The organism is Vibrio sp. K4 (assembly GCF_051122595.1).
In the GTDB taxonomy this organism is placed as follows: domain Bacteria; phylum Pseudomonadota; class Gammaproteobacteria; order Enterobacterales; family Vibrionaceae; genus Vibrio; species Vibrio owensii.
Genome location: NZ_CP178577.1, coordinates 3,538,012 through 3,563,764, shown reverse-complemented (window position 1 = coordinate 3,563,764; position 25,753 = coordinate 3,538,012). Strand labels below are relative to the sequence as shown.

At 44.1% G+C, this 25,753-nt stretch carries 23 protein-coding genes; 6 read left to right on the top strand and 17 right to left on the bottom strand.

The annotated features are described in order from the left end of the window. Nucleotides 1-199 precede the first annotated feature (199 nt). The 4 genes from ACLIIY_RS16095 to ACLIIY_RS16080 are packed head-to-tail and all read right to left on the bottom strand — an operon-like array spanning nt 200 to nt 6,817. Nucleotides 200-745, bottom strand: a complete 546-nt coding sequence (locus ACLIIY_RS16095) for a hypothetical protein (protein WP_011149140.1) — start codon at nt 743-745, stop codon at nt 200-202. 3 nt (nt 746-748) lie between these two features. Then, nucleotides 749-2,926: an integrase gene (locus tag ACLIIY_RS16090; RefSeq protein WP_011149139.1), complete on the bottom strand. Its 2,178-nt coding sequence runs from the start codon at nt 2,924-2,926 to the stop codon at nt 749-751. 11 nt (nt 2,927-2,937) lie between these two features. Beyond that, nucleotides 2,938-5,406: a hypothetical protein gene (locus ACLIIY_RS16085; protein ID WP_011149138.1), complete on the bottom strand. Its 2,469-nt coding sequence runs from the start codon at nt 5,404-5,406 to the stop codon at nt 2,938-2,940. A gap of 4 nt (nt 5,407-5,410) precedes the next feature. Further along, nucleotides 5,411-6,817 carry a tyrosine-type recombinase/integrase gene (locus ACLIIY_RS16080; protein WP_011149137.1) on the bottom strand — a complete coding sequence of 469 codons (1,407 nt, stop codon included), beginning with the start codon at nt 6,815-6,817 and terminating at the stop codon, nt 5,411-5,413. A gap of 375 nt (nt 6,818-7,192) precedes the next feature. On the opposite strand from ACLIIY_RS16080, the gene trmA reads away from it, so the two are divergent. Then, on the top strand, nt 7,193-8,302 hold the full coding sequence (gene trmA / locus ACLIIY_RS16075) for a tRNA (uridine(54)-C5)-methyltransferase TrmA (protein ID WP_005438477.1): 1,110 nt from the start codon (nt 7,193-7,195) through the stop codon (nt 8,300-8,302). Nucleotides 8,303-8,366: 64 nt separating this feature from the next. Here the strand turns inward: trmA and ACLIIY_RS16070 are convergent, their stop codons facing one another. Then, a complete protein-coding gene (locus tag ACLIIY_RS16070; RefSeq protein WP_434527907.1) occupies nt 8,367-8,732 on the bottom strand; it encodes a YijD family membrane protein in 366 nt (121 codons plus the stop codon). Then, nucleotides 8,732-9,373, bottom strand: coding sequence for an HTH-type transcriptional repressor FabR (fabR, locus tag ACLIIY_RS16065; protein ID WP_005430912.1), 642 nt, complete (start codon nt 9,371-9,373; stop codon nt 8,732-8,734). Before fabR ends, ACLIIY_RS16070 begins: the two co-directional genes overlap by 1 nt. Before the next feature lie 261 nt (nt 9,374-9,634). Here fabR and sthA point away from each other — a divergent pair, with 261 nt between their 5' ends. Further along, the gene (gene sthA, locus ACLIIY_RS16060) at nt 9,635-11,065 is read left to right on the top strand and encodes a Si-specific NAD(P)(+) transhydrogenase (protein WP_012126563.1); all 1,431 of its coding nucleotides are present in this window, start codon (nt 9,635-9,637) and stop codon (nt 11,063-11,065) included. 69 nt (nt 11,066-11,134) lie between these two features. Here sthA and dinF read toward each other — a convergent pair whose 3' ends face one another. The 3 genes from dinF to lexA form a co-directional block, all read right to left on the bottom strand. Then, nucleotides 11,135-12,478 carry an MATE family efflux transporter DinF gene (dinF, locus tag ACLIIY_RS16055; RefSeq protein ID WP_434527906.1) on the bottom strand — a complete coding sequence of 448 codons (1,344 nt, stop codon included), beginning with the start codon at nt 12,476-12,478 and terminating at the stop codon, nt 11,135-11,137. 55 nt (nt 12,479-12,533) lie between these two features. Continuing rightward, on the bottom strand, nt 12,534-13,328 hold the full coding sequence (locus ACLIIY_RS16050) for a class I SAM-dependent methyltransferase (protein WP_434527905.1): 795 nt from the start codon (nt 13,326-13,328) through the stop codon (nt 12,534-12,536). Between the two features lie 232 nt (nt 13,329-13,560). Next, the gene (gene lexA / locus ACLIIY_RS16045; RefSeq protein ID WP_005438488.1) at nt 13,561-14,181 is read right to left on the bottom strand and encodes a transcriptional repressor LexA; all 621 of its coding nucleotides are present in this window, start codon (nt 14,179-14,181) and stop codon (nt 13,561-13,563) included. 368 nt (nt 14,182-14,549) lie between these two features. Between lexA and plsB the strand changes: the two genes are divergently transcribed. Then, the gene (gene plsB, locus ACLIIY_RS16040) at nt 14,550-16,976 is read left to right on the top strand and encodes a glycerol-3-phosphate 1-O-acyltransferase PlsB (protein ID WP_009705151.1); all 2,427 of its coding nucleotides are present in this window, start codon (nt 14,550-14,552) and stop codon (nt 16,974-16,976) included. Nucleotides 16,977-17,065: 89 nt separating this feature from the next. On the opposite strand, the gene ubiA is transcribed toward plsB, so the two are convergent. After that, complete coding sequence (gene ubiA, locus ACLIIY_RS16035) at nt 17,066-17,920, bottom strand: 4-hydroxybenzoate octaprenyltransferase (RefSeq protein WP_005438493.1); 855 nt, start codon at nt 17,918-17,920, stop codon at nt 17,066-17,068. After that, nucleotides 17,921-18,460 (bottom strand): chorismate lyase, encoded by a 540-nt coding sequence (locus tag ACLIIY_RS16030; protein WP_078608054.1) that lies wholly within the window; start codon nt 18,458-18,460, stop codon nt 17,921-17,923. 153 nt (nt 18,461-18,613) lie between these two features. Between ACLIIY_RS16030 and ACLIIY_RS16025 the strand changes: the two genes are divergently transcribed. Beyond that, nucleotides 18,614-19,024, top strand: coding sequence for a flagellar basal body-associated protein FliL (locus tag ACLIIY_RS16025; protein ID WP_005438495.1), 411 nt, complete (start codon nt 18,614-18,616; stop codon nt 19,022-19,024). A gap of 104 nt (nt 19,025-19,128) precedes the next feature. Here the strand turns inward: ACLIIY_RS16025 and glpG are convergent, their stop codons facing one another. From glpG to ftsY, 6 genes are all read right to left on the bottom strand, one after another. Then, nucleotides 19,129-19,971, bottom strand: coding sequence for a rhomboid family intramembrane serine protease GlpG (gene glpG, locus ACLIIY_RS16020; protein WP_434527904.1), 843 nt, complete (start codon nt 19,969-19,971; stop codon nt 19,129-19,131). Then, a complete protein-coding gene (gene glpE / locus ACLIIY_RS16015; RefSeq protein WP_009701354.1) occupies nt 19,971-20,291 on the bottom strand; it encodes a thiosulfate sulfurtransferase GlpE in 321 nt (106 codons plus the stop codon). The genes glpG and glpE overlap by 1 nt, the downstream gene beginning before the upstream one ends. A gap of 412 nt (nt 20,292-20,703) precedes the next feature. Further along, nucleotides 20,704-21,561, bottom strand: a complete 858-nt coding sequence (rpoH, locus tag ACLIIY_RS16010; protein WP_005438499.1) for an RNA polymerase sigma factor RpoH — start codon at nt 21,559-21,561, stop codon at nt 20,704-20,706. 175 nt (nt 21,562-21,736) lie between these two features. After that, nucleotides 21,737-22,705: a permease-like cell division protein FtsX gene (gene ftsX, locus ACLIIY_RS16005; protein WP_009705153.1), complete on the bottom strand. Its 969-nt coding sequence runs from the start codon at nt 22,703-22,705 to the stop codon at nt 21,737-21,739. Continuing rightward, complete coding sequence (gene ftsE / locus ACLIIY_RS16000; protein ID WP_005438501.1) at nt 22,695-23,369, bottom strand: cell division ATP-binding protein FtsE; 675 nt, start codon at nt 23,367-23,369, stop codon at nt 22,695-22,697. The genes ftsX and ftsE overlap by 11 nt, the downstream gene beginning before the upstream one ends. A 22-nt stretch (nt 23,370-23,391) precedes the next feature. Continuing rightward, the gene (gene ftsY, locus ACLIIY_RS15995; protein WP_264403958.1) at nt 23,392-24,612 is read right to left on the bottom strand and encodes a signal recognition particle-docking protein FtsY; all 1,221 of its coding nucleotides are present in this window, start codon (nt 24,610-24,612) and stop codon (nt 23,392-23,394) included. Nucleotides 24,613-24,835: 223 nt separating this feature from the next. Here ftsY and rsmD point away from each other — a divergent pair, with 223 nt between their 5' ends. Beyond that, nucleotides 24,836-25,435 (top strand): 16S rRNA (guanine(966)-N(2))-methyltransferase RsmD, encoded by a 600-nt coding sequence (gene rsmD, locus ACLIIY_RS15990; protein WP_078608053.1) that lies wholly within the window; start codon nt 24,836-24,838, stop codon nt 25,433-25,435. Nucleotides 25,436-25,460: 25 nt separating this feature from the next. Next, a complete protein-coding gene (locus tag ACLIIY_RS15985; protein WP_005438504.1) occupies nt 25,461-25,727 on the top strand; it encodes a DUF1145 domain-containing protein in 267 nt (88 codons plus the stop codon). The last annotated feature ends 26 nt before the right edge of the window (nt 25,728-25,753 follow it).

Genomic DNA, 25,753 nt, shown 5'->3' with positions numbered 1-25,753 from the left:
GGATTACAATTTGTAGGGCAAAATCTGTTAACTAGTACTGTAGGAATTTTTACCCTAACGTGAAAAGGGGCAAAGGCGTGTTTGCTATAGTCGGTTCGCAACACCTCTGCCAAGTGAACTGACAGAGGAAAAGTGACAAACTTTATTGTAAATGATCAGACTTTATTGGACTCGTTCAAACTATATTGTCTTCTGACAACTAATCTAGTTTTTCACGCGTTTTAAAGTCTAAAACGTTACTGTTCATTCCCATATCTTGAACATCAATCATCAACTCAACATATTTTTTTTCATCAGGAATCTGCCCCCACATGGCAACATTCATTTGATGCATTCTTACTGCTTGCTCTTTTATACGCTCTTTATAGCTCTCTAACTTTGAGTTTTTCGACGTTAATTCTGCCTTGATCATTTTTATTTCAGCCTTAGCTTTATCTAGATCATTTTTAGCTTTAATGTATAAAGGATGCCTATGGATGTCTTCATCAGACACATCTTTTACAGGACCATATTTACGAGCAGCTTCAGCGCTCAGAATGTCTTCCTTTAGTTTTGGATAACGTTCAGGTTTAACTACACCATTCGATAATCCAGCTTCCTTCTCGACACTTGAAACAGTAATTTTCAACTTATTGGCTTTAAGCTTCTGTTTTAGCTCCCTGTGGATTGGCCTTTTGGCAACAAGGCGTGCTAATGCGTCTCTTAACTGCCTCTCGGTCGGGCTTAATCCAGTTTCATCTGTCATATCTTACGCCACCGTTTTTGTTGGTATAACCAAACTCAACACATCTTCTTCAAATTCGTACTTATCATGCTCGAACACTAAGTCATCCATTATTTCTTCAGCAGCTTTTACTTGCATATAGTATTTGGTTGCAGCGCTTGAATTTAACTCATTGTTTTCTTTTAAAAACTCAATATTTCTCATCGCATCCATACGGGACACTTCAGCGTAAACAGCATTTTCAATAAAGTCATACTCACAGTCAACACACTCAGTTAAATCAATATTGATACGCATTGAGCATTGAGTGTTAGTACAATACATACCAGGAGCCACAGCATGTAAATGAGCCTTACCGTTGGTCAACAGATCTATCCAGTACTCCTTTGACAGCTTACGTTTATTTACTCCATCTTCAAAATAGCTTTCACCTTCACGACTGATTGCTTGACCTTTACCCCCTGCAATACGTTCACGGTTTGCCATTTTTTGATATATACGAGCAAAGATCTTAGCCTGTTGCGTGACCCGCTCTTTTTGAATTTCGCTGTAAATTTTTTCAAATGAAAAGGCGTTACGAGCATACCAGCGTGTCATCGCCATCGACAAATGCGACAACTGTTGCTTCAAAGCCGGGAAAGAACACAACTCATAGCCAATTAGGTAATATGCAAGTGAACGTCGCAACTGATGACACGTAAAGTGAAATTTGTCACCCAGTTTAAAAGATGTCTGGGTTGGATCGGATGTTTGTAAATAGCCCATATCATCTAATGTCAGAATAAAATCAACGTTGTTTTTGTTAAAATTATTTATGACACCTTTACCCAACGCAGACTTTCCTACAGACTTGAAATAAGTAACCTTTTGCAAGTTTGCGAACATTCTATGACTGTCATTCCCTGCAAACCTGTTTCGATAAGGTGTATGAATGGCATTTAGCACATGAAAGGCTTTCCAACCAGTTTCAGTGGTAACAAAAACATCATTTTTGGTTTGACTATTGAGTGTAATTTTTGATTGGCGTGTCGTTAGAAAGTAAATTTGTTCCTTGCCGGTACCTGATTCATCGCCATTTTTATCAAACTTCTTTTCCTGCGCCCCATATACAGGACTGATTCGATACAACTCATCTATCCTCATCCCTGATAACGCCAAACATAACCACGAGGCCTTTGCACTGAGGCTAACTAAATACCGTCTAAATTCACCCCAGTCATAGAAAGTGTCACCGATATACACATTAAAACGGTGAAATTGTGAATCTTTTAAGAGAATACGAGTTTTAAGAGAGGTGAATATTTCCATCCATCGCGGATTTTTGCCTTTATCGACTAAAGCAACTCCCTCGTTTTCTAATGCTTGAGTGAATCGCTCCCAGTTTTTCTCATAACCCTTTATAGGTTTATATATCTCTCCATTTCTTATATCTAAAAGTCTCCTTTTTTCTTCATATTTATAAAAGAAAAGCATCTGCTCAACCGCTTGTTCGATTTCATCTCTTAACCCATAGGCTTTTGCAATCCCTTCGCTGTACTCCGTTAATGCCGCAAAATATATCCGCGGAGGAATAACCAATGTTCCTTCAGTGTCATCAGGTCTTGCGTTAAACATTTTATGCGTTAGGCGATTAAAATTAACCGTAAATGGCAGTAAACCTTTTAAAGCGGGAAGATAGTTTAACCCAGTAAACACTTTGGAGTTAGACATGTCAAAAAATCCATCTTCGACCAAAATGTCTAGATGCTCTTGGTTTAACTCTTCAAAAGAAGTAATACCACGCTTAAACAGTTTAACAATATAATTTCGCAAAAGACCTATCTTGCTTGAGAGAGAACCTAACTCAATATGTTGACCTGAAAACCACATATTCGCTACTGCGATACACTTCACTTGATTAACTAAATGACGTTCGTTTTGACGAAATACAATGACGTTCTCGCCTTGTTCTAACTCTATATTAAAATAAATATTTGACTTATTTTTCCCTTTATATGCAGACTGTGCAAACATCCAAGCATCTTCCCCAAACAAGATTGTCTTTCTCTCATCTTGATAAACCACCATTTTGTCCAACTCTTCCCAATTACCTCGCAGTAGCGCAGGGAAAAGCACTTGCTGCAAATAATCTTTTTGACCACCAATGGAGCGCATGGCATCTAAAGTTAATTCTAAATCTTGCGAATTATCAAAAGACAACATAAGTATGTTCCTTATAGGTATTGGGTAACAGAAGATAATGAGTTGAAAAGTAAATAACGCCCTTTTTCTTCAAACAAATCTTCAGCTTGTTCAATTGTTTCTAATGGTACGTCATCAAGGTGGACTTGAAAGCGTTCTATCTTCGATTGGATGATGGACGCTCGTTCTGGATATTGATCAATACCTTCACTTAGCGCATCGAGAAAACTCAGCAATTTATAAATAGCGTAGGGATCATCAACAAGCTTGGCGCTTTTGCAAAAGGGGCACAGATCGTATTGATAACAGGTGATATCCTGCCCTTCTTCAATAATCCCCTTTTCTTCTGCAAATTTACGCGCCGCATAATGCCAATCTTTTTCTGAACTCAGATCAACTTTACCGTCACAATCAACACCGTTAGGGTTAGTGGGTCGGTTACGTTTTTTCCAAATTTCGTATTCTAAAACAGGAATTTTTAGCTCTTGCTCAACTGTTTCTATAGCTTCATTGCGTGTCTTTCCCGCAGCGATGTGACTTAGCACCATCATTCCTTGCGATATTTGCTTACTATTTGAAACAGGATGCCCATTTCGGTATCGCCTATCAGCCGTTTCAATGCTGTGCTGCAAAATCTTTTGAGCAGTCAACCCACGCTCTTCTGGTTTGTACTCTAAGTCAGAGTGAGTAACTCGAATTCGACTTGAATTTATATTTAAAAAGTAGTCTCCATGGTCTATACCGCACAAATTCAACAAATATGAGCTTATAGGCACCTTTCCTTCGGACCACTGGTAAGTATGATTTTGCTTCCCCAAAGGCAGTAGAAAAGGAGGTTTGGTTCCACCACTACGCCGATTACTCAGACCAACTCGCGTTATACCAGGTATCGGGTTTCTCGTTGCTGCATAGCGCTCTACTAATTGAAGGAAACGGCGGTATTTAGAATCAACAGTAAAATCGCCTTTTGAGCCATCAAGATATTTAAAAGAAATCGTGATATTTCCATCTATATCTTTATCTGAGTATCTAAGTGGCATCAGTACGTTTCGAAGTGAAACATCCGTCATACATGAGATGGCAGCGTAAGCTATGGGAATTGCTCTTTGTGTTACAACTATTTTACCTAGTTCGATGACCTGCCTGTCCATTACCCATGCGTTATCTTCTCTCTGAACCCAGTTAAAAGTGGTCATCTTTTGATTTTCAACAATATCGGTATAGGTTTTAACTAGGTGATCGGCTAGCTCACCTCTGTCACTAGAAAGTAAATTTAAGTTCCTTGATAACGCCACTAGAGCCTGTGCCAGATCCGTCTTAGCTTTTTCGCCTTGGCTATTGAGACAATATATTAAGGTATCAAACGGGTCATCACTGAACGTTTTTGAGAGTAATTCAAAGGTCTGAAGAAATGTAATGCCATCGGCTTTACCGACACTGTCTCGTTTATTAATATTAGCTACAATAAACCCAGCACTTTTTTCACTAGCTTCGGGATGCAAGTTTTCTTCTGTACCTGAAAACAACGCCTTTACGTCTTTTGATGCGCGACCTTTATAAGCGCGAACTTGAGCTGTTTTCGATGTACGATTTTCTACCTTCGATACTACTACTTTAATAGGATGACGAACCTCTTTAATCGGTGTGTCATTAAATGCGGTGTAGTAGGCAAATAAGGTGTAAGCTGCGGCCATACATTGATTAAAAGGACTCCCAGCTCCATCTTTTACATCACCGCCTCCCAACTCAATTGTAATGTCACAACCATTTACCCTATCTACAACAATACCTTCTAAGCATCGAGGGGGAAGTACTTCAGGGTTCTCCTCTTTTAAAGCAATAAGTTGAGTTGCCAAAGAAAAAAAGAAAAGTTGAGTGCGTCGAACTAATCCATACCACTCACTTGATATATAAGGTTGTGTTGATGGTTCATCCTTCATAGTAGAAAAAGGTTTAAGCGTAGCTTGCCACTCAGATATATCAACACCAAGCACCGAAAGAAGATTATCGAGGAACATCTTTCTCCTACAAGCAGTGGATTCCAATATGCCAGCTTCTTCACCATCATAGTATTGAAAGCTATATTTTTTCTGCTCACACCCCTCATGAACTAAACGCCACAATTCACCAGCGTTCCCAACATAAGAAAGGTATCCAGCCTGACAAAAAGGGGAGTTCTTTTTAAAGTCACAAAAAACAAGGTACTGCTTTAAAATGGATAACCTAGCAAATATAGAACCTTCACTACTGTTATTTTTTTTCTCTTGATCAACCCAGTACCTTAGCTTTTGCATTATTTTCAAGCGAGATGGTTTTACTAATGGCCTTTGGGGATCGCACTGCTCATGACACCAATCAAGAAGATTGAATTGATAACCATACGCATTCTCTTTTCGATGTAATTTAAAACTCAAATCTAATGAAGTAACGTTATCTTTCGCTTTTGGTTGAGTAATGAGCTTTTTTTTATTTCTAGATGCGGCTAATCGACTTTTTGCCATATGCTCACCTCAACACTTCTTGTGCAAATTGATTTTTTCGCTGAGAGAATTCAAACCATGTTTTATCATCATTTAGATAGTTAATGTATTTTTGAGTAGTACCTGTATTTTCATGCCCCATCAAGTATGCTAGTTCGGAGATCAGTGCCTCAAAGGGCTTACCTGTTTCAATATGTCTCTTGTACAGCCAATCGGTCGCAAAAGTAGCTCTTAAATCATGCGTAACAAAATAAATATCAAGCCCGCTAAGAATCATATCATTGCGTACAGCTTCCACATGCTTTTGAATTGTGTTTGGTGCGTAAATACTGCCATTAGATTGAACGAATAAGTGATTATGGCGCAATAACCCACTGTCAATAGCTTCCTTCCTTGCCTTACTTAGCTTGTACTCGTACAAAAGATCCATAACGTAGTCTGGAATCTCGATCGTTCTCTCTTTTCTGTATTTGGTAAGACAACCATTGATGCGCTCACCAATTAGCACTTTCATAACTTTAGATTTTGGCCTATCTACGACAGAAGCAGGAAAAGTTATCAGTTCCTCAAGTCTCACCCCAACCTCAGTTGCCGTGTACAACATTAAGTCCTTAGTATCAGACGAATTTTCCACATCGATATATCGGTAAAAGGCTTGTTTTTCATCTTCACGCAAGGGACGTAGCTCGCGGATATCAGCATTTTGAGGCTTTTGTCTGTTCTTAAATGGCTTGGTGAGACCCGTCGTATACACGGTAATATCGCCGCGATAACTATTGAGATGTGAGAGCATGTCATGTTGCGCTCTCTTATTTTTGTTCTGTATACGAACTTTCTTGGCTGAAAACTCAAATGGGCGAAAAGTTTTGCTAAGTGGGACTATCCGTTGGCGATGAAGATAGGTGTAGTAAGCAACTACTTTTAGTACATAGCTAGAAGCCGTATTTGGAGAACCACCGATTTTCCCATTTTCATCTTCGGTATAAAGATTCTCTAATAAGTAATCACGATATCTAACGACTGGGCTTTCTTCTACTTTCTCTGTGCAGTCAAATATTGTTAATGGAAGCTTCTCTTCAATCAAGACACCTGTTCTTTTGTCAGTATGTTCTGGGATTTCCATACTCATCCAACGATAGAAGCTTAATAACGCATTTGCATGAGATTCAATTGTATCAACGGATGATATATCTGGATTTGACAATAGAGAGTGCAGGTATAAATTGACTGGCACTACATTAATGCCATCTGGGTCAACTAAAATCGGAAGTTTATAAATAAATGGTTTTGAATTGTCATTTACTTCGTGGATTATCTCACCACTATCAGGGGCTGCCCTACTGGTAAATGAAGGATATTTATCCGTATTGATCCACATAAGACAGTAATCAATACCATAGTCCTCTGGAAATACCTCACTCTGCTCAATCAAATCAGCACCAAATAATCAAACATTTATAGCACTACACTAAGCTAACAAACCCATTATGTCTAATTTTTTATAGTCACAACTTATTAACTTGCGTCGTCTAATAAAGATCCCAACCGTAGTTCTGGATTTCCACCAGATTCCCATTTCAGCCATCTAGATTGCTAGATAGCACCAGCTTGGGGCAAATACTATTAAGCTATTGATTATTTGTCCAGCCAATATTAGCCCTCACAATTGTAACGTTTTGGCTCATTTCGACCTCAACTGACACAGAACACACTATCTTTAAATCAATTGGGGCACAAAACTGGACATCCTATTGAGATTGAATAAAATCTGCGCTCTTAAATTGAATGCACCATAAAAGGTAAGATCATGGCTACTCTTGATGTAAATCCACAACGCTACCAAGAACAACTGGCTGAAAAAGTCGAACGTCTCACTGATATGTTCGCGCCATACAACGTGCCAGAACTGGAAGTGTTTGAATCACCAGAGCAGCACTACCGTATGCGTGCTGAGTTCCGTGTTTGGCATGAGGGTGAAGACCTTTACTACATCATGTTCAACCAAGAAACTCGTGAGAAATACCGCGTTGACCAATTCCCAGCAGCAAGCCGTCTGATCAACGACCTGATGCCACTATTGGTTGAAGCGATGAAAGACAACGAATCGCTACGTCGTAAACTGTTCCAAGTGGATTTCCTATCGACGTTAAGCGGTGAGATTCTGGTTTCACTGCTTTACCATCGCCAACTTGATGAAGAGTGGATTGAAAACGCGAAAGCCCTGAAGCAGCGTTTGAATGATGAAGGCTTCAACCTAAACATCATTGGTCGTGCTCGTAAAATGAAGATTGTCCTAGACCGCGACTACGTGATCGAGAAGCTAGACGTGAATGGCCAAAGCTACATCTACCAACAAGTTGAAAACAGCTTCACTCAACCGAACGGTAAAGTGGCAGAGAAAATGTTGGAATGGGCAGTCGACTGCACTCAAGAAAGCACTGGCGACCTACTAGAGCTTTACTGTGGCAACGGTAACTTCTCTCTGGCGTTGGCACAAAACTTCGACCGCGTTCTTGCAACTGAATTGGCGAAGCCATCTGTGGTTTCTGCGCAATACAACATCGCCGCGAACGAGATTGATAACGTACAAATCCTACGTCTATCAGCAGAAGAGTTTACTCAAGCAATCGAAGGTAAGCGTGAATTCCGCCGCCTACAAGATGCAGGTGTGGATCTGAAGAGCTACAACTGCAACACGATTTTTGTCGATCCACCACGTTCAGGTATGGATGTCGACACTTGTAAAATGGTGCAAGGCTACGAGCGCATCATGTACATCTCTTGTAACCCAGAGACTCTTAAAGAGAACTTGGACATTCTATGTGAAACCCACAACGTGACGCGTTTTGCACTGTTTGACCAATTCCCTTACACACACCACATGGAAGCAGGTGTACTGTTGGAACGCAAAGCGTAATCCACCAGCCTCAGGCATAAAAAAAGCGAGCTCAATGGCTCGCTTTTTGTTGGATTCGTTTTGCTTATTCAGCGGTGGTCTTCTTTTCCATGAAACCCAGTTTCTTACCGATCCACGCTAAGAGAATCATTGAAACCAGAATTGCGAAGAAGTTAGAACCTGCTTCTGGGTATTGCGCTTTAATAAACGCAGAGTGACCAAATGCACCAACGAAGAAACACGCCAGACCTACAAGTGGAATATCTTCTGATACTGGGTTGTTAAGGTATTCTTGGTACAGCGCCTGTACAGCTAGCACGAGTGCAATCAGAGGGAAGATTGAAAAAGACACTTCGTTCATGGTCAACCATGACAACAAAGCATCACCACACATACCTGCAACCAGTGCCAAAATCAGCGTTTTCTTTTCAGATTTATTTCCATTCGACATTATTCTATCCCGCCTTTTAATCGGTTACGTTCACGTTCTTTGCGATACCAATAGGCCCCTTTGGCTATCATTCGCAATTGCATGATCAATCGCTCGGCGAGTTCATCGCGCTCGCGTCGATCTAAATCTAAAGCTTCCGCACCAGAGCTAAACACCAAAGTAACCGACGCCTCTGCTTGAGTGAACGCCTCTTCTTTGGTCATACCGGTGCTCATTAAGTACTCAGTTAATTCTGCCGCAAAATGCTGAATTTCTCGAGCGACGGCAGTACGAAATTCAGAGGAAGTGCCGGAGCGCTCACGCAACAATAAGCGGAAAACGTTAGGACTACTTTCAATGAATTCCATGAAGGTTTCAACTGAAGTTCGAATCACACTGCCTTCTTTGACAATACGCTGACGCGCTTGACGCATCAGTTGTCGCAACAACAAACCACCTTCATCAACCATGGTTAAGCCCAGCTCATCCATGTCTTTGAAGTGACGATAAAAAGAAGTCGGTGCAATTCCTGCCTCTCGGGCAACCTCACGCAAGCTGAGATTGGAAAAGCTGCGATCCGCACTGAGTTGATTAAATGCCGCATCGATCAACGATCGACGTGTTTTTTCTTTTTGCTGCGCGCGGATTCCCATCGATTTCATTCTTTAACTTGCTCTTTTTCTGTTGGGTACGAGAGCTTCAATATAACGCATATCGCACCCACGTATAAAGCGACGTTATCTGCCGATAAGCGGCGAGCACGTTACTATTGCCATGCACCCAATTGCAATTGTCTCGCTTCAAATAGTAGACATACAGCATACCAATTAGTTCTTTTGGGCGATTCTGCGTGATCACTTCCACTCTCTAGCAGGCATTACGTGTTCCCAATAGAGTAAATGAGTTAAAATCCCGCTACAGCAATGTTAAGCAAATATAACAAGGAAGACATCATGGCGCATGCTAATCACTATGACGTGATCGTAATTGGTAGTGGCCCGGGCGGTGAAGGGGCGGCAATGGGATTGACCAAAGCCGGACTGAATGTTGCCATCGTAGAAAAGGAAAGCAGTGTTGGTGGTGGTTGTACGCACTGGGGAACCATACCATCCAAGGCATTGCGTCATGCGGTTAGTCGTATCATCGAATTCAATAGCAACCCATTATTCTGCCGTAACAACACCAGCCTTCATGCAACATTTTCTGACATTTTAGGTCATGCGAAATCGGTCATTGATAAGCAAACTCGACTTCGTCAGGGCTTTTATGATCGCAATTCATGCACACTGTTGTTTGGTACTGCGCGCTTTATCGATAACTACTCCATTGCCGTCATGCAAAGCGATGGTACGGAAGAAGTGTACTCAGCGGATAAATTTGTTATCGCTACGGGCTCTCGTCCATACCAACCAAATGACGTCGACTTCTTGCATGAACGCATCTACGACAGTGACTCCATCCTGAGCCTGAAGCACGACCCTCGCCACATCATCATTTACGGTGCGGGTGTGATTGGTTGTGAATACGCATCTATTTTCCGTGGTTTAGGCGTGAAGACTGATCTGATAAACACTCGCGACCGTCTGCTCTCTTTCTTAGATAACGAAGTATCAGACGCATTGTCTTACCACTTCTGGAACAGTGGCGTGGTGATTCGTAACGATGAAACATTCGAGAAAATCGAAGGCACTGAAGATGGTGTTATCGTGCATCTTCAATCTGGCAAGAAGATGAAAGCCGATTGCCTACTGTATGCTAATGGTCGAACGGGCAACACAGACAAACTCAACTTACCTGCGGTTGGACTTGAAGGTGATTCTCGCGGACAACTCAAAGTAGATGGTAACTACCGTACAGAAGTGGAACACATCTACGCCGTCGGTGATGTGATTGGCTACCCTAGCCTAGCGAGTGCAGCGTATGACCAAGGTCGTTTCGTGGCACAAGCCATCACTAAAGGACAAGCTGACGGCAATCTGATTGATGACATCCCAACGGGTATCTACACCATTCCAGAAATCAGTTCAGTGGGTAAAACCGAGCAAGAACTGACCGCAGCGAAAGTGCCTTACGAAGTGGGACGCTCTTCGTTCAAGCATCTCGCTCGTGCACAGATTGCAGGTAAAGACATCGGCAGCTTGAAAATCCTCTTCCATCGCGAAACCAAAGAGATTCTTGGTATTCACTGCTTTGGTGAGCGCGCTGCGGAAATCATCCACATCGGTCAGGCCATCATGGAACAAAAAGGTGAAGCCAATACGATTGAATACTTCGTCAATACCACCTTCAACTACCCGACGATGGCAGAAGCGTATCGCGTAGCAGCACTGAACGGGTTGAACCGATTATTCTAATTCAATTGGGTTGCCATGATCCAAAAGCAAAAACAGCAGGTTTCGACCTGCTGTTTTTTTTATGTGTAACTAGGCAAGAAAGCTTCCCTTGCGCCATTGATAGAAAAAGATAGCGCCGAGTCCAATCCCTCGCATTACCATGAAACTGGTCATCGCAAACCACAGCGCATGGTTTTGCCAGCCTGAGAACAAAAAGAAAATCGCAAAGAAACTACAAGTCGCTACGAACATACTGTTTCGCATGTCTTTACCTTTAGTGGCACCAACAAAAATACCATCAAACAGGAAGCACCACATCGACGCCAATGGCATGACCACCAGCCAAGGTAGATACACCGAAGCTTGCTGCTGCACCGCGTCAATCGAAGTGATCATGGCGATCAAGTGCGATCCCGCCAAACCAAATACCGCAGTCAAACCTAAGCAGATGATCAGACTCCAGAAGAAAGTACCAATCAATGATGCACTGAGCTGCGCTCGGTCTTTGGCACCAATCGCTTTGCCAACCATGGCTTCCATCGCGTAAGCAAAACCGTCCATGCCATAGGAAATCATCATCAAGAAGCTCATCAATACCGCATTGGCCGCAACCACATCATCACCAAAGCTCGCGCCTTGGAAAGTCATAAAGCTAAACGTAGCTTGTAAACATAGAGAGCGTAAGAAGATATCGCGATTGAGTTTTACGAACCGCCCTAGCCCATGTTGAGTATCGGTTAGCAGGCTCTTAGGAGATGGTAATTGACGGGCACGCCATGTTTTCCATACACACATCAAGCCAAACGCCATGCCTGAGTAATCAGCTATTACCGATGCCAGCGCTGCGCCTTCTACTTTCCAGCCTAAGCCAATAACAAACAGTAAATCGAGCGCAATATTGGTCACGTTGGTGATAATCACCATCCACATTGGGGCTTTGGAGTTTTGCGTGCCGAGCAGCCAGCCCAACAACACAAAGTTCATCAGCGCTGCGGGGGCGCTCCATACACGGATAGCAAAATACTGCATACCATAGTGCTTCACTTCCGCACTGGCATCACTCCAACCAAATATCAGATCCGCGATCGGGTTATGGGCAATAAGGAAGACTAACGCAAACAGCAATGCCATGAGTGAGCCTTGCATAAACACCAAGGCGAGTTGTTTTCGGTCTTCACCACCATAGGATTGCGCCGCTAATCCAGTAGTCGACATACGTAAAAAGCCAAGCAACCAAAACGTCACGCTGATCATGGTGCTGCCCAACGCAACACCACCCAAATACCAAGCGTGTTCAAGATGACCGATCACCGCAGCGTCAACCAAGCCCAAGAGTGGAACAGTAATATTCGACAGCACCATAGGGATAGCGAGCGCTAACACTTGGCGATGCACTTGAGGATTCGATAAAGGAGAGAAGATAGAGTTTGTCACAGGCACCTCGTTGTTTAGATCAGCGAGTGTACCTGAGTGTTTAATGCCTAGCCAATTACCACTTGATGTGAACGAGAACTGGCGTGAGACGATGCTTCAACATTGGGATCTTATTCAGCCAGCGTTGCCATGCTTTCCAGCGTGAGCAAAATCGGTCGAATGGCGAGAAGGCTTTGACCCATTGCGCCCATGGCAGCCAATGCAGTACTTGTTGTGCTGGTGCTTCAAAACCATGTGCATACGTATCTGAGCCGAGCTTCTGACCCCATTTACTTTCGGTTAAGTCACCTGCTAGTACCATGCACACTTCTGCCGATACAAAATGACGACCCAGAGTTTGGATGAAAGTCGCAACGCGCGATTCATCACAATCAAGTAAAGCCATCTCACATAGAATCAATACTGGTGCTTTTTCAGGGATGCGTAGTTCATCTAACCAACTCATGTCTTCTACGCTGCCGCAACGATGCTCGTAACGTTCGTTTTTATGGAACAATCGCTGACGCCAAACCAGATTCTCGGTGACATCCAGTTCAATCCAGTGACAACGACCATTGTCCAAACGGTAGAAGCGCGTATCTAAGCCCGCACCAACGTTAATGATCCAAGCGTCTGAGTGTTGTTGAAGAAAGTAGCTGACCTGCTGATCGCACAGTTGAGTTAAAGTCACATGCAGCAGCTGCTTCTGATCGACGTCGCCACTGATGCAATCTGGCGCCATCTTGCAGCTCAAGCACGCTTTTGCAGCGATCGGATCGTACACCAAGCCGTTATCGACCAAGCTTTCGCGGCTACGCAAAAACAACGGTTTCAACAGATGATTAGGTACGTGATGTTGAGGCTTGGACATGGGCATTTCCTTGCGCCGAAAAGAAAATGGTTAAATGGAATTAGATGATAATAAATCTCAATATCACTTGCAAGTTTTAACGCAACAACCAAACACTTTGAATCAGGCCGAGCGTAGCTATGCTCGGAAGAAAAGAAATATGCTTTGAAGACAATAAAAATGGAATAGAAAGTGCAGAAAACACAAAGCCCAGCAAAACGCTGGGCTTTATTAGAATGCTTGAGGTAAAAACCTACATCCAGTCGGTGTTACGGATGATGCCAACCGCCAGACCTTCAATCGTCAGATGTTGCGACGTTAGGTCAACTTGGATTGGTGAAAACTCTTCGTTCTCTGCATGCAGCAGAACCGTAGAACCTTTGCGCTCTAGACGCTTCACCGTCACATCATCATCAACACGTGCAACCACAACTTGACCGTCGCGCACGTCTTGGGTTTTGTGCACAGCCAGCAAGTCGCCGTCCATAATACCGATGTCTTTCATACTTTCGCCGTTTACGCGAAGTAAGAAGTCTGCTTTTGGTTTAAACATAGCAGGATCTACTTGGTAGTGAGATTCCACATGCTCTTGAGCCAAAATCGGCTCACCAGCAGCAACTTGACCAATTAATGGCAGGCCTTGATCGTCGTTTGCCGCATCTTCGAGTAGGATTCGGATCCCGCGAGATGCGCCTGGAATAATTTCAATCGCTTGTTTACGAGCAAGCGCTTTTAGGTGTTCTTCTGCGGCATTCGCAGAGCGGAAGCCAAGCTCACGCGCAATCTCTGCACGAGTTGGTGGCATTCCGGTGTCTTCGATTTTGCTTTTAATCAAATCGAAGACTTGTTGTTGGCGTGGCGTTAACGGCTTCATATGTCACCTGTCTTTTTATACAGTTAAATGTGAGTATATCCAGTAAATGGACAAATGAAAACCCAATTGGTTGTTTTTTAATTTATTTGCGCCAGTTTCAGATCCCATCCACAAACCTCAAGTGAGCATGCGTTTTAAACGCGCAATAAGCAATTCGTCTAATGAAAGCAACAACCTAGGGGTTCGACTAATTTCCGCTCAATAAAATTAAAAGGTTTGACCAGTTTCTGGTATCCTTGCTGCGCTTAAATTTTATCGCCTAGGCTTATTTCTATAGCCGTATCTATTACCTTCTCTTTAGAAGAAGGCAAAGCGGACACTGAAATAAGGTTAGGCTTGTTTGAATACCTATTGAGGCTGTGAACTTTATGTCTTCTGGACAATCATTTTCACGTTCATTACTAAAACTACCTTTATCGGTAATGGTAAAGGGCACCACAATCCCATCGAATCCGATTGATGATCTCAACATCGACCTCACTAAACCGATTGTGTATGCCTTGCCGTTCCGTTCGAACGTGGATTTGCTGACACTGCAAAAACAAGCTTTGAGTCTTGGTCTGCCTGACCCGCTCAGTCCATTGGAAATCAATGGAAAGACATTAACTCGTTACGTGTTTATCGCGTCTCGTCCAACCGTGATGAGCAACGATAACGATGTACCAAGCGAGTCAGTTTCTCTATTTACAGAGTTACTAGAACTGCACAAACTCGACAGCGAGTTAGACGTGCAAATGATCCCAGCAACCGTACTTTGGGGTCGTAAACCTGGTAAAGAAGAAAACCACAAGCCGTACCTGCAACCAATGAATGGTCCGCAAAAAGCAAAAGCGGTCATGGCAGCTGGTCGTGACTGTTTGGTGCGTTTTAGCCCAGTGGTTTCACTGCGTTACATGGCAGACTCTCACGGTACCGACAGCGCTATCGCACACAAGCTAGCGCGCGTTGCACGTATCCACTTCTCTCGCCAGAAGCTTGCGGCATCCGGTCCAAACCTGCCTCAACGCCAAGTGCTGTTTGCACGCTTAATGAAATCGCCAGCGATTGAAAAAGCAATTGAAGACGAAGCGCAAAGCAAAAACATTTCTATCGAGAAAGCACGCAAAGAAGCCCATGACATCATGGATGAGATTGCAGCGGACTTCTCGTATGGTTTGGTGAAAAACGGCGATCGTATTCTTGGCTGGTTGTGGACGAAGCTGTACCAAGGTCTGCACATCAACAACGCTTCGACCGTTCGTCGCCTAGCGCAAGATGGTCATGAGATCGTGTATGTGCCATGTCACCGCAGCCACATGGACTACCTACTGCTTTCTTACGTTCTATACCATGAAGGTATGGTGCCACCGCATATTGCTGCGGGTATTAACCTGAACTTCTTCCCTGCGGGTCCAATCTTCCGTCGTGGTGGTGCGTTCTTTATTCGTCGTAGCTTTAAAGGCAACAAGCTGTACTCAACTATTTTCCGTGAGTACCTATCAGAGCTGTTTGCTAAAGGTTACTCGGTTGAGTACTTCAGTGAAGGTGGTCGTTCACGTACTGGTCGTCTGCTTCAAGCAAAAACCGGTATGTTGGCAATGACAATTCAAGCCATGCTACGCGGTCTAAACCGTCCAGTAACGTTAGTGCCTGTTTACATCGGTTACGAGCACGTAATGGAAGTGGGTACTTACGCCAAAGAGCTTCGTGGCTCACGCAAAGAGAAAGAAAACGCAGGTCTTGTACTGCGTACTCTGCGTAAGCTGCGCAATTTTGGTCTTGGTTACGTGAACTTCGGTGAGCCAATTCAGCTAAACCAATACCTGAACGAACATGCGCCAGAATGGACGAAAGACATCGATCGCATGGGAGGCAGCAAACCGCAATGGATGAACCCTGTGGTGAACGGTCTGGCAAACAAGATGATGACGCACATTAACGACGCGGCAGCGACTAACGCGCTAACTCTATGTGCGACCGCGCTGTTGGCTTCTCGTCAGCGTGCATTATCTCGTGACTCTTTGATCAACCAGATAGAGTGCTACCTGAAGCTACTTAAGAACAACCCATACTCAAACACTTCAACGGTTCCAACAGAAACGGCTGAAGAGTTGGTAGATCACGCTATCTCACTTGATAAGTTTGTGATTGAAACCGACACAATGGGTGACATCATTTCGCTGGATCGTAGCCAGTCGATTCTGATGACTTACTACCGCAACAACATCATTCACCTGTTCGCCCTACCTTCATTGATTGCTCAGATGATTATTCGTCAACGCAACGTGACCGTAGAGAAGATTCAAGAAAACGTTGCTCAAATCTACCCATTCCTGAAAAAAGAGCTGTTCCTAAGCTACAAGGAAGAAGAGTTGAACGAGTTGGTCGTGAAGATTTTGAACGAGTTCATTGAGCAGAAGATGGTTTGCCAAGATGGTGACAAACTGGAAATTAACCAGTCAAACAACCAATCATTGGTTCTGTTGGGTCGTACTATCACAGAAACACTGCAACGCTACTCTATCGCAATGAACCTACTGGTGGCAGACCAAGAGCTGGGTAAATCTGACCTTGAGCAGAAGAGCCAAGATATTGCACAACGTTTGGGTCGTCTGCACGGCATCAACGCACCAGAGTTCTTCGATAAAGGCGTATTTACTGCAATGTTCAATACGCTGAAAGAGCAACAATATCTAGATAGCGACGGTAACTGTGACCTTGAGAAGACACAGCAATTTGCCAAACTGCTGTTTGCTCTGCTTTACCCAGAAGTGAAGTTGACCATCGAAGAGAGTATCCACCAGCTGCAAGCATAGTTCGCTTAAGCTCGATACTCATCTCGACAAAAACACAAAAGGCATCCAATCGGATGCCTTTTTTCTATCTGGATGTCTGTACTATGCCGTTACCAGAAAGCGATAACCAGACCGACCGCAATCACCATTCCCACATAGTTATTGTTAAGGAAGGCTCTGAAACACAAGTCGCGATCTCGATGGCGAATCAAATGTTGTTGGTACACAAACAATGAAGCAGCCACCAGAATCGTCCAGTAGTAGCTTTGGCCAAGTTCATAGTGCTGACCAAGCAACACCAACATCGCCAAGGTAATCAGCTGTAAAACGCCAATCACCAGTTTGTCGTGGCGACCAAACAAGATAGCCGTTGATTTAATGCCAATCTTTAAATCATCATCTCGGTCGACCATCGCGTATTGAGTGTCGTAGGCAATAGTCCACAAAGCATTAATCGCAAACACAAACCACACAATCAAAGGCAATTCGCCTGTTTGTGCTGCCCACGCCATCGGAATCGCCCAACTAAAAGCCAAACCTAAAAACAGCTGCGGCAAATGGGTGTAACGCTTCATAAATGGATAAATGAAAGCCAAAAAGATGCCCGCAAAGGAGAGCTTGATCGTCAGTGGGTTCATGGTCAGCACTAATAAGAAAGAACTGATACCCAAAACCAAAAACAGACCAATCGCTTCTTTCGAGGTCACTTTACCCGATGGTAAAGGGCGCTGTTTGGTGCGTTTCACATGCCCATCAACTTTACGGTCGGCAAAGTCGTTAATCACACAACCGGCGCTACGCATTAGGAACACGCCTAACACAAAAACGATGAGTACATTCCAACTTGGTATGCCTTGGGCGGCAATCACAAGTGCCCAAACCGTCGGCCACAATAACAAGAGTGAGCCAATTGGGCGGTCCATTCGCATCAGTTGCCAATATGCTTTGGCTTTGTCTGCGGACATTTACACCTTCTCCTTAGCGTAAACTGGTGAATTTGGTAAGAATAACTCAGCAACCAGCATGGGTTTGTGATTCATCCACAGTCTTGAGCGTCGCGCTAAAAAGCGCCCCTGTGGCAAACTAACCCATCCCATTTGCAGAGCATCGCGTTCAACGTTATCGGCGCTGAACACAGTTAAACCCAGCGGGATATCTCCTTGCTGAGCTAAGTCATATTGTTGATCGACCAAGGTTGAACGAGGAATGAGCGTGCGGCCAATGACCCAATCCGTATTGTCGCCACATAAAATCACCTCTCTCAGTAGGCAATCTTGCTCAGACAATAGCTGGCTCTCATCCTGTTTTAACGTCTTGGCTGTGACGATCTGATTGTGCAGCAATTCCACTGTTAAGCGTTGGCAATGCTGACCTAAACGACGTGACAAAGAGCCCTGTTCTTCAAGCCAATGCTTGGCGAATTCGCTAGGGAATTCAAAATCTTCGGGGTTTTGCCACTCTACTTCCAATAAAGAAGTAAGATAGAGTGATGTCGGCTGATTCATACTAGTATTCAATTGGAGGCTTTATGCGTACAATAAAGCAACAACTTACCGTCTTATTGAAACCGTAAGTTCCGTTATTTGTTTTAGACGGTCTATTGTATCAAGACTGAAGCGATTCGAATATCGCGATCCAGAGAAAGAAAAGTTAGAAATATGTACAAACGTTATGTAGCCCAAATTATTTTCGCGCTAAGTCTGCTTATTTCAGCACCAAGTTGGGCTGAATCAGAAGAAGCTGCACCTAAGTTAGCCTACTTCACGCTAGAACCCGATTTGACCACAAACTTCTACACCAAAGGCAACAAACTGGGTTATGTGCAAGTACGTATCGACATCATGGTAATGAGCCAACAAGACCTTGCGGTTGTAGAACATCATCAGCCATTGATCCGCGATGCGGTGATTGAGCTTCTAGGCAAGCAAACAGAAGATACGATCAAGTCTTTGTCTGGCCGTGAAGATCTGCGCAAAACTCTGGTGAAAGAGCTCAACGAGACCTTGCTGCCAGAGACTGGCAAAACCATCATTGCTGATTTGCTATTTACCAAATACCTTTATCAATAGTGTGAACCGCTAAAGCTGACGAGCTCATCTCTATAAGCGAAAGACAGAGAAACAAAAGACCGCCGATTGGCGGTCTTTTTTGTTGGTATCTATAAATCATTAACTCAGGAGGCTTGTTGATATTTCTGCTTACCGGAATCAAACAGCGCAATCGCCATCCCAGAAAGCAAACCCACCAAGTGTGCCGTATTAGCAATCGCCATAAATGGCTGAACAAAACCAAGCACTAGCCACACCAACATAAAGCCAATAATAGGTTTAGGCAGTGTTAAACCGAGATGTGGGCAGCGGTAACCAAGGATCCACAAGTAACCAAGCAGTGCATAAACCACACCAGATAAACCACCGAAGTTCGCCCCTTCCACATAAAACTGCCCAGCACCAGATAGTACCGCAGAGATAAAGAAGATTTGCAGTAACTTACCAGAACTCAAACGGCGCTCGATATCCCCGCCCAATTGCCACCACCACAAGAGGTTGAACACAATATGGGTAACAGAGAAGTGCAGCAGTGCATGACTAACCCAACGCCAGAGCTGCCACTGTTGTCCTTCGAAAGCTGGGAAATGGAGCAGAGCAAACACGCCATCACCAAAACCGAACATCTGCAAAAAGTAGATAACCGTACAAACAGCCATGATCAATAAGGTCACGGGGCCCGCTTTGGCTTTCACCATGCCCATGATGCTTGGGCTGGAATAATGGAATTTACTCTTACGAGTATCGGCAACGTCCCACGAGGCGGCGCTGTATTTCGAAGCAGAGGGGTTCGCTAAAAACTGCTTTAGTTCTGCTTCGACTTCAATTTCATGCTGTGCATCCGCCAGCCAAAGTGCAAACTGCCCTTCACCTTCTGGCATCATCTGGATATCTATCTTGCGCGATGCCATGTAATCAATGAAGGCTTGCGCCATACGTGGATTATTTAACGTTACCAATCTCTTCATTAACTTCTCACTATCGGTAGTTCTGCTCGTTGCCAGGCTTCAAAGCCACCATCCACACTGTACACCTGTTCGAAGCCTTGGTTAACCAAATATTGCGCCGCACCTTGGCTACTGATGCCGTGGTAGCACATCACTAGGATTGGTTGTTCGAATTCCACATCGTTCATGAAAGGAACGATCGAATCATTAGTCAGATGAAAAGCGGACTCGGCATGCGCCACAGCAAAAGATTGTGGGTCACGAATATCAACAAGCTTTGCTTCACCTTGTTCGAGCAATGCTTGAGCGCCTTGTACATCGATATGTTGAAACTGGTCCATTTACTTTCTCTATGTCGTTTTCGTTATTGACGCCATTGTAACCTATCCAAAGCCAAACTTAGACACAGAGATAGTCAGGGCATTAAACGCTGTACATATTCGCACCGTTTGTGGATAAATCTGTGAATTGCGTTGATAAAGTGTATTTGGATCATTTGATCCACAATATGTAGTAATGATCTTGATCTAACTGTGTGTATATTCACAACTATCCCCAAACCAAAAACTGCTTCAAAGCCTTATTTTGTCCGGCTTTCGAACAGTTGATGAATAATTACTTCACAGAGTTATACACAGGTAGCACAGATAAATTAGATCGCAAACGCTGTCTATTTTCGATCGAAAATAAAAAAGCCGAGATCACATGATCTCGGCTTTCTATGAAAATCTTACTTGAGATTAGAAGCGAAAGTTAGAACTCACCAACAGCAAGTTTCAATTTCTTCATCGCGTTCTTTTCTAGCTGACGAATACGCTCAGCAGAAACACCAAACTCATCGGCAAGGTCTTGCAAAGTTGCTTTCTCGTCATCTAACCAACGAGAACGAACAATACGCTGGCTGCGCTCATCCAGGCTTGCAAGTGCATGACCTAGACGATTATTGGTGTGTGTTTCCCAGTTTGCAGCTTCAATGTTATCGGCAACATCCGAAGACTTATCTTCTAGGTACACCATTGGTGCTGTGTACGAGTTTGCACTGTCGTCATCGTCCATTGGCATATCAAACGTCGAGTCGACAGCCGCTAGACGAGATTCCATTTCGCGAACTTCAGAAGGCTCTACACCTAGCTCACGTGCAACAGTTTCTACTTCACCGTTGTTGAACCAACCTAGACGCTTTTTCGACTTACGTAGATTGAAGAACAACTTACGCTGTGCCTTGGTTGTCGCGATCTTAACGATACGCCAGTTACGCAGTACATATTCATGGATCTCAGCTTTGATCCAGTGAACAGCGAAAGACACCAAACGCACACCCACTTCTGGGTTGAAGCGCTTAACAGCCTTCATAAGGCCGATGTTGCCCTCTTGCACTAGGTCTGCCATTGGCAAGCCATAGCCTGAGTAGCCACGAGCAACGTGAACAACGAATCGTAGGTGTGACAAGATCAGGCCTTTCGCCGCATCTATCTCACCGTTGTAGTGTAATCTTTCTGCCAGCCCACGCTCTTCTTCTGGTGTCAGCATTGGGTAGCTGTTTACAGAACGGATATAGCTATCAAGGCTATCTTGCGTGACTAGAGCCATCGGATACGCTTCTTTTGTCATTCAATTCCTCATCAATCTCTGATCTGGAGCATTACATTGCAATTTAGCTTGGCCATCTTGAACTCAAAATGAACAAGTTTCAAGAAGGGCGAGTAATTATCCATAAACAAATAGTCTATACAAGGGGTAAAAATTAGCTTGTGCTAATAAATTCCAAGTATAAGACCTTTATCACCTAAACTGGTTCAATTTCTTTCAGGTGACGCTGCGCAGATACTCGAGCGGCAATACAACCTAAAAGACTACCAGTCATGATTAGTAGCAGAGATTCATCCCAGCTCAAGCCAATCAAGCGGAATTGACTGTCGTAAAGCGAGGCTAATTGCTCAACCGCATTGTTCATAACAACCGTAATCAATGCCGTGACTAGCCACGCAATACTTGCCCCAAGCACACCGAACCACATGCCAGTGTATAAGTAAGGGCGCAGAATGAAACTGTCGGTTGCACCAATCAGCTTCATGGTTTGAATCTCTTCTTTGTTCGCCAGCACATTAAAGCGCAATGTATTGCCGACGATTAAAAATACAGCACCCAACATCAGCACTGTCAGGGTGATGACAATAATGCTAGCAAGGGTTTTTATCGCATCAAGGCGCGCTAGCCAGTCTTCATCGAGCCTAACGTCGGTAACGTCTTGTTGCTCACGAACTTCTTTAGCAAGCGACTGAATATCACTTTTTTGTTCTGAATCTGGCGTAATCACCAACACACCAGGGAGCGCATAACCACTCAATAAGCTCAACGCTTGGTCAAAGCCAGCATATTGGCTTAAATCAGATAGACCTTGTTGCGGCGAAATATATTCCACCTCTTTTACCAAAGGCCAAGTTTCAATCTGATCTTTTAGCACCATCACACGCGCATCAGGCATGCCTTCGACTAAGTAAGCACTCACTTGGGATGGCGACGCGACGTCTTGCGCAGCACTCGCCACGTTTTTACCCAGCAAATACAAGCAAGCCGGCATCGCTAACGCTACTGAGATGACGGCTAAGGTAAGAATGTTACCTAATGGACGACGCCATAATGCTCCAAAAGAAGATTTTGCTTGTTTTACATGGACAGAGAAAAAACCATCGGTATTTGCACGCTTGGCACTGCGACCTTTCCCTTTTTTCTGGGTGCGCTTGTTACCTACCATAGTCTTCTACCTCACTTAGGAAGCCTTGGTTCAATTCAAAATGGCGATATTGTGGGCGAGTGTTTACTAACCCGATATCGTGCGTCGCAAGAAGGATCGTTACGCCAGCACGGTTAAATTCTTCGAATAGTCGTAACACACGGTTAGACAATTCTGGATCGAGGTTACCAGTTGGCTCATCCGCCACCAGTAAGGTTGGTCGATTCACGACAGCGCGTGCGATACCAACACGTTGTTGTTCACCACCCGAGAGCTGGCTTGGCAAACAACGGGCTTTATCAAGCAAGCCCGTTTTATCCAACGCCGCAGAAACACGGCGTTTGATTTCGTTTTCAGAAATCGACTCGATGCGCATTGGCAGCGCGACATTGTCGAAGACGCTGCGATCCATCAATAAGCGGTGATCTTGGAAAACAATCCCGATGTTGCGACGCAAGAACGGAATGTCTTTGTTTGGGATACGCGTGATGTCGTGGCCATTAAAATGGACTTTGCCATCGGTTGGACGCTCTATAGCACATATCAGTTTCAACAAGGTACTTTTACCTGCTCCGGAATGTCCGCCTAAAAACGCCATTTCTCCGCGTCGAAGGTGAAAGTCGACTTTCTGCAAGGCTTGTCGACCACCTCGGTAAGCTTTGCTCACTTGCTGAAATTTGATCACCGTTGATTTCCTCTAACTCTTGTTATTCTTCGCGACTAAACAGAGCGTCAATGAACTCTTGAGTTTCAAATGGACGCAAGTCTTCAATGCCTTCGCCTACACCAATGTAGCGAATTGGAATTTCGAACTGATCAGCAATGGCAAAGATAACGCCACCTTTCGCCGTACCATCCAGCTTAGTCAATGTAATCCCGGTTAGAGGGGCAACATCACTGAAAAGTTTCGCTTGGCTAATCGCATTTTGACCTGTACCTGCGTCTAGCGTCAGCATGATCTCGTGTGGTGCAGAGTCATCAATCTTCTTCATCACACGCACGATCTTACGCAGCTCTTCCATTAGGTTGGCTTTGTTTTGTAGACGGCCTGCCGTATCGGCAATAACGACATCCACACCGCGTGCTTTTGCTGCTTCAATTGCATCGTAGATAACGGAAGCACTGTCAGCACCTGTGTGCTGAGCAATGACAGGAACGTTATTACGCTCACCCCAAACTTGTAGTTGCTCTACAGCTGCAGCGCGGAAAGTATCGCCCGCTGCAAGCATGACTTTTTTACCTTGGCTTTGGAATTGCTTCGCTAGCTTACCGATTGTCGTTGTCTTACCAACACCATTCACACCGACCATTAAGATAACGTAAGGCGTTTTGTTGGTATCGATCTCAAGCGGTTGCTCTACTTTAGATAGGATTTCGGCCATCTCTTCTTTTAGCAAGCCGTAAAGCGCTTCGCCATCTTTCAAATCACCGCGAGAGGCTTTCTCTGTCAGGTTATTGATGATTTTCGTGGTGGTATTCATACCCACGTCGGCGATAAGCAACTGTTCTTCTAATTCTTCGAAAAGGTCTTCATCGATTTTTTTACCGCTGAACAAGCCGAAGAAACCCGCACCAATGTTTGCCTTAGTGCGACTTAGGCTGCGCTTAAGGCGAGCAAAGAAGCTTTCGGTTGGCTTTTCTTGTTCTTGGACACGAGGCGCAACCGGCACTTGTGGCTCTTCTGCTTCTGCTTCTGCTTCTGCTTCTGCTTCTGCTTCTGCTAGGACAGCCTCAACATTCTCTGGTTCTTGTTCAACCGTTGTTTTTTCTTCTGCTTGCTCGGCAACGTCTTCTGTTGGTTGTTGCTCGGCGGCAGGTGCTTCCACTGCTTCTTCTTTTACTGATTCTTCAGTTGTCGGTTTTTGGCTTTGCTCTTCATCACCAAAACCTAGCCACGAAAGTAATCCGCGCTTCTTTTTTTCCGTCATCTGGGGCTATCCTAGATTGTCTTCTTATCTATTAATGACTCTTTTCTGACAAGATTATTATCTTTACTGAAAAGGCGAATGACAAAGTTATGAAAACTTTCCAATTAGGTGAATCTAATCTTATTAGTGTTACACTCTGTCATCTTGAATATTCTGGGCTGTATCCAAGCTCAAAGCTTGGGCGATTGGATATAGTATCACTTTATTAGCGGTCAAAAAATCTATGGTAAGACGTCGCCAGCAAAACTCATCACAAAAAAAGCCAACAACAGGCTTTGTGCGCATTATTAGTGGCTTATGGAGAGGCAGAAAGCTCCCTGTTCATGATGCAGAAGGCTTACGCCCAACCACGGATCGCGTAAAAGAAACTCTGTTTAACTGGTTGGCTCAAGATGTCCCACAAGCGAAGTGTCTTGATTTGTTCGCTGGCTCTGGTGGCCTTGGCTTCGAATCCGCTTCTCGCCAAGCCGAACTTGTGACTATGATTGAGCTAAACCCTCAAGCATTTCAGCAACTGCAAAAAAATGTGTCCTCTTTGAATGCCAATAACATTCACGTTGTGAACACCGACGCTCTCAGCTTTTTGAAGCAACCGGGGACACCGCACCACGTAGTATTCATCGATCCGCCGTTCCGCAAAGGATTATTGGATGAAACCGTGACCTTGCTGGAGCAAAACGGCTGGCTTGCTGAAGATGCGATGATTTATATTGAAACGGAAAAAGAGCTAAGCATTGCTGGGCTGCCAGAAAGCTGGCGCTTGCACCGTGAAAAAACAGCAGGCCAAGTGAGTTATCGTTTATACGAACGCTCACCAGCGTAAAGCCTCGATTTAAAAGGATAGTTAAATGAAAGCACTATTGATACTGGCTAAAGCGGCCATCGCCTTCGTATGGTTCGTGTTAATCCTCAACTTCTTTATGCCATTCCCTGGTAAAGCGGCGATTGCGTTGTACATCATGACCGCTTTCTTGTTCATCATGCACGGTCTGCAAATGGCCATCTTTATTGGTGCATTTGGTGACAAGATTAAGATGAGCGCATGGGAAAAGTATTCGATTTTGATTTTTGGCATCTTTGCTCTGCTCGACATTCGTCGCAAGCATATGATGTAAAAGCCTCAGATAAACAAAAGCCGCTC